General features: G+C 68.4%; 5 protein-coding genes. All 5 read right to left on the bottom strand.

Features of this window, described 5'->3' with window-relative positions:
- A partial coding sequence (gene folK / locus HMPREF1138_RS07035; RefSeq protein ID WP_009058006.1) for a 2-amino-4-hydroxy-6-hydroxymethyldihydropteridine diphosphokinase occupies window positions 1–1,231 on the bottom strand: 1,231 nt, incomplete at its 3' end.
- Complete coding sequence (folP, locus tag HMPREF1138_RS07040; protein WP_009058002.1) at window positions 1,224–2,090, bottom strand: dihydropteroate synthase; 867 nt, start codon at window positions 2,088–2,090, stop codon at window positions 1,224–1,226. The genes folP and folK, both read right to left, overlap by 8 nt.
- Window position 2,091: 1 nt before the next feature.
- Window positions 2,092–2,661, bottom strand: a complete 570-nt coding sequence (gene folE, locus HMPREF1138_RS07045; RefSeq protein WP_009058008.1) for a GTP cyclohydrolase I FolE — start codon at window positions 2,659–2,661, stop codon at window positions 2,092–2,094.
- A complete protein-coding gene (gene ftsH, locus HMPREF1138_RS07050) occupies window positions 2,658–4,694 on the bottom strand; it encodes an ATP-dependent zinc metalloprotease FtsH (RefSeq protein ID WP_009058004.1) in 2,037 nt (678 codons plus the stop codon). The genes folE and ftsH overlap by 4 nt, the downstream gene beginning before the upstream one ends.
- A 28-nt stretch (window positions 4,695–4,722) precedes the next feature.
- Window positions 4,723–5,277 (bottom strand): hypoxanthine phosphoribosyltransferase, encoded by a 555-nt coding sequence (gene hpt / locus HMPREF1138_RS07055; RefSeq protein ID WP_009058010.1) that lies wholly within the window; start codon window positions 5,275–5,277, stop codon window positions 4,723–4,725.
- Window positions 5,278–5,511 lie beyond the last annotated feature (234 nt).

The following is a 5,511-nucleotide window of genomic DNA, read 5'->3' on the forward strand; positions in this document are numbered from 1 at the left end:
GCGCGGGGGCCTCGCCGAAGGGGGCGCCGGGGCGGCCAACCAGGTCGGTGACCTGGCTGATCTCGCCGGTCAGGGTCTCGAGGAGCTCGCGCATGTCCGCGCTGGCCTTCTCGGCGCGCTGGGCGAGGAGCTGGTCGGAGTCGGCCATGACGGCTGCCGGATCTTCGAGCCAGTCGTCGACGGCATCAATAATGCCCTCGCGGTCGGGGGTGACGGCCAGCAGGTCGCACACGCGCCCGACGCCCTCGAGGATCGCGTCCGGCTCGCACAGGAGCCAGGGGGCCAGCACGAAGGCGCGGTCCTTGGCGCGCGGGTGCGGCAGCGTGAGCACGGGGTCGGAGGAGGCCAGGCCTTCGACCTGGATGATGTCGATGTCGACGCTGCGAGCCCCCCAACGCTCGTGGCGTTCGCGGCCGAGCTCGCGCTCAATCCGGCTGGTCTGCGCGAAAAGCTCGTCGGGAGTGGCGATGGCCGAGCCCACGACGACGGCGTTCCAGTAGTCGGGCTGCGGCGCCTGGCCGGGAGCCAGGACGGGCTTGGTGCGCATGATCGGGGAGACATCCTCGATCTGGAAGCCCTCCATGTAGGACAGGGCCTCGACCGTGTGCATGAGGTTGACGGGGACGTTGCCGAGGTTGCCGCCGATAGCCAGCACGACGCGGCGGGCGCGCAGGTGTGCGGGGCGGGAGGAATCCTCCTCGCGGGGGGCGGCGTGTTCCCCTCGGCGTCTGCGAGAGGGCGCCGACCGCTTCTGCTGCGCGGGGCTGGGCGCCTGGGCGCGGCCGTAGGCCTCGATCTCACCGGTGAGCACGGAGCCGTCCTCGGCCTCATAAATGCCCTTGAGGGACAGGGAGAGGGGCAGGGCCTCGGTCTCGCCGGCGCGCACGGTCACGGACACGTCGGAGAAGGGGTGGTCGATGGGGGCGTCGGGCTTGTGGACGGTGACCTCCGTGCCGACCACGCCCTCGTGGCTCATGACGCGCGAGGCGATGGTTTCGGCCAGGGTTTCGATCAGGTCGACGGGGTTGCCGGTCAGGACCGCCATGGTCTCATCCGCAATGTCGGCGTAGGAGACGGTGGCTGCGATGTCGTCGGTCGCGCCCGCGGTCTCGACCCACATGACGACGTCGGCACTGAAGCGCTGTTCCTGGGTGCGCTCGAAGTCGTAAACGCCGTGGTTGGCCAGCGCCCCCAGTCCCTTGAGGGCGATGATGACGCGTCTGCTACTCAACGTCGTTCTCCTTTCGAGCGATGGCCGCGACGGTGGCCGCGACGTCGTGGACCCGCACGGCCCACGCGCCCGCTCGGACGCTGTGGGCGGCGATGGCTGCGCTGTCGGTGTCCACGTCGCCGCCGAGGGCCTTGACGAAGCGCTTACGCGACGCTCCGATGAGTACAGGGTACCCACAGGAGGCAAGGCGCGGCAGTTCGGACAGGATCTGCCAGCACTGGTCGTTCGTGAGCGAGAAGCCGAGGCCTGGGTCGATAACAATTTTATCAGCTGTCACACCCGCATCACGTGCGGCGCCAACCTGCGAACTCAGACGCTCGACGAGCGTGCCCACCAGGTCATCCCCGTAGTCGAAGGACTCCCCCGGCATCCCGGGCAGCGCCCGGTAGTGCTGCACCACGTAGGCGCATCCCGAGGCCGCGACCGTCTCGTTCATCCGCGGGTCCCAGCGCCCGCCGCTCACGTCGTTGATGATCGCCGCGCCCGCCTCGGCCGCCGCGCGGGCCGTCGAGGCGTGCAACGTATCCACGGACACGACGATGCCGTCACCGGCCAGGGCCGAGACGATCTCCCCGATGCGCCCCCACTCCTCGTCCGCGCTGATGCGCGTCGAATTCGGCCGCGTCGACTCCCCGCCCACGTCGATCAGGTCGGCGCCGGCGGCCACCATCGCACGGGCATGCTCGAGGGCAGCGGCGGGATCCACGTAGCGGCCCCCGTCGGAAAACGAGTCGGGCGTGACGTTGAGGATGCCCATGATCGCCGCGCGCCCGGTCGGCAGGGCTAGGCCGCCCGGCAGCGTCGGGGGCGCGGGAGTCACGGACGAGGCCGGGGCGGGGGGCAGAGGAAGGACAGACACGTCAGCGGCTCCCCGACAGGACGAGGGCCATCATCTCCGCGCGGGTCGCGCCGTCGCTCATGATGCCGCGCAGCGCGCTCGTCACGGTCGACGAGCCCGGCTTGGAGATGCCGCGCATCGACATGCACATGTGCTCCGCCTCGATGACGACGATGACGCCCTGAGGATCGAGGACCTCGTCAATGGCGTCGGCGATCTGCGCGGTCAGGCGCTCCTGCACCTGGGGGCGCCGCGCATAGCCCTCGACGAGGCGCGCGAGCTTCGACAGGCCCGTGACGACGCCGCCGCGCGGGATGTAGCCCACGTGCGCGCGGCCGTAGAAGGGCAGCAGGTGATGCTCGCACACCGAGTGGAAGGTAATGTCGCGGACCAGCACCAGCTCGTCCGTGCCCGCATGAAACTGCGTGCGCAGGTGCTCGCGGGGGTCCTCGAAGAGGCCGGAGCACATCTCGCGCCACGCGCGCGCCATGCGGTCAGGAGTACCGATCAGGCCCTCGCGCTCAGGGTCCTCACCAATCGCGACCAGCAGGTCGCGCGAGGCCTTCTCCACGGCTGCGGCATCGTAGGTCACGCCTGCTCCTCTTCCTCGCCCGAGGCATCGGTGGCCTCAGTCGGCGACACGTCGATGCCCTGCTCGGGGACGGGGTTCAACTCGTCGTCAGGCTTGATGCCCACGGGGTGGCCCAGGACCACGCCCGGAATGGCCGCGTCCGACTGGTAGTTCCACACGGGACGCTCGGGCGCCTTGACGACGTCCTTGAAGATCTCCGCGAGCTGCGCCTCGTCGAGGGTCTCCTCCTCCAAGAGGCGGGACGCCAGGGTGTCCAAAACCGCGCGGTTTTCTGAGAGAATGCGCCACGCCTCGCGCATCGCGTTGTCCAGGAGGCGGCGAACCTCCTCGTCGATGATCGCTGCGGTCTCGTCGGAGAAGGCACGCGGGCCCTCGCCGGAGCCGTGGCCGAAGGCCTCGGTGTCGGCGTCGCCGAGCTTGACCATGCCGATGCGGTCGCTCATGCCGTAGTCGGTGACCATCGCGCGGGCCGTCTTCGTGGCCTGCTGGATGTCGTTGGCGGGGCCGGTCGAGGGGTCGCGGAACACGATCTCCTCGGCGACGCGGCCGCCCATGCCGTACACCAGGTCGTCGAGGAGCTGGTTGCGGGTCTTGTTGAAGCGGTCCTCGGTGGGCATGACCATCGTGTAGCCCAGCGCGCGGCCGCGCGGCAGGATCGTCACCTTCGTGACCGGGTCCGTGTAGTTCAGTGCGGCGGCTGCCAGGGCGTGGCCGGCCTCGTGGTAGGCGGTCACGGCCTTGTCGTGATCGTTCATGACGCGGGTGCGCTTCTGAGGGCCGGCGATGACGCGGTCGATGGCCTCGTCGATGGCTCGCTCGTCGATGAACTGCATGTTCGAGCGCGCGGTGAGCAGCGCCGCCTCGTTGAGGACGTTCGCCAGGTCCGCGCCCGTGAAACCGGGGGTGCGCTTGGCGATCTGGCGCAGGTCCACCTGCTGCGTGAGGGGCTTGCCCTGCGCGTGTACCTTCAGGATCGCCTCGCGGCCCTTCAGGTCCGGGGCCTCGACGGCGATCTGGCGGTCGAATCGGCCCGGGCGCAGCAGCGCCGGATCCAGGATGTCGGGGCGGTTGGTCGCCGCGATGAGGATGATGTTGGCGCGCTCGTCGAAGCCATCCATCTCGACGAGGAGCTGGTTGAGCGTCTGCTCGCGCTCGTCGTTGCCGCCGCCGATGCCGCTACCGCGGTGGCGACCCACCGCGTCGATCTCGTCGACGAAAATGATGGCCGGCGCGTTCTTCTTGGCGCGCTCGAAGAGCTCGCGCACGCGCGAGGCGCCCACGCCGACGTAGAGCTCCATGAACTCCGAACCGGAGATCGAGAAGAAGGGGGCCTTCGCCTCGCCGGCCACAGCCTTGGCGAGCAGGGTCTTACCGGTCCCGGGAGGCCCGTAGAGCAGGACGCCGCGCGGGATGCGCGCGCCCACCTTGTGGAACTTGTCCGGGGACGCCAGGAACTCGCGGATCTCCTCGAGCTCCTCCACGGCCTCGTCCTCACCGGCCACGTCCGCGAAGGTCACGTCCGGGCGTTCCTGGTTGAATTCCTTGGCGCGGGACTGGGTGAAGCCGCCCATCATCCGCGAGCCCGACATGGAGCGCATGATGAAGTAGAAGGCGCCCATGAGGATCAGGAGCGGGACGATCAGCTGGAACATGGCGCCCAGGGCGCTGGACTGGGGACGCACCGCGTTCCAGCCCTTGGAGGGCGCCTGGGCCGCCACCGTGTCCAAAATGTCCTTCGTCTGAACGTAGGAGTACGTGAAGTAGACGTTCTTCCCGAGGTTCGCGGAGGGGTCGCCCACGCCCGTGCTCTCGTGGTGGTAGTCCTCGCTCAGCGTCAGGTTCACCTGCTGGGTGCCCTCGTTGAGGACGACCTTCTCGACGGTGGTCCCCGAGATGAGCGCCATACCCTCGGACGTGGAAATCGAGCGAGGCTGGAACGCCTGCCAGAGGAACCATCCGCCCGCGAGCAGGATGACGAGCGGAATCGTCACCCACGCCAAACTCGGGCGCTTATTCTTCGTCTTGTCGTTCACGTATGTCCCTTATCAGGTTCCGGAGTTGTTAGTTGGCGTAGGCGTGGGGCTGGAGCGTCCCCACGAAGGGTAGGTTGCGGTATTTTTCCGCGTAATCGAGGCCGTAGCCGACGACGAACTCGTCGGGAATATCGAAGCCCACGTAGGTCACGTCGATGTCAACTTTCGCGGCGGCAGGCTTACGCAGCGCGGTCGCGATGGTGACGGAGGCGGCTCCGCGTCCAATGAGGTTGGCCTGCAGCCACGACAGCGTCAGGCCCGAGTCGATGATGTCCTCGACGATCAGGACGTGGCGCCCGGCGACGTCCTGGTCGAGGTCCTTGAGGATGCGCACGACGCCCGAGCTCTTCGTGCCCGAGCCGTAGGAGGAGACGGCCATCCAGTCCATCTCGAGGGGCGTGTGCAGCTTGCGGGACAGGTCGGCCATCACCATAACGGCGCCACGCAGGACACCGACGATGAGCAGTTCCTCGCCCGCGTAGTCGCGGTCAATCTGCTCGGCCATCTCGCCGAGCCTACGGTCCATGTCCTCGGCGGTGACGAGGATTTCTTTCAGATCGTTTCCCATGTCGGTGGCGTCCACCGTGTCCTCTTTTCGTATCGGTGCTCCGCGAGCGGTTGCACTATAAGCGTGCCATATAACCGCGTGGTTGTGCCAGGAAGGCATGGATTCTCACTGTGAGCGCAACACCGTCGGCTCACGCCCGCGCGCCGCGAGGACGATGCGTGCCTCGCCAGAGCGCCCGACTCGGCGCGCGCAGCCGCCGGGCAGCGGGATCTCGCCTTGCCCCCGCCAGGCGACGACCAGGTCGTCGAG

Origin of the sequence: Actinomyces sp. ICM58 (genome assembly GCF_000283035.1) — a bacterium.
In the GTDB taxonomy this organism is placed as follows: Bacteria; Actinomycetota; Actinomycetes; order Actinomycetales; family Actinomycetaceae; genus Pauljensenia.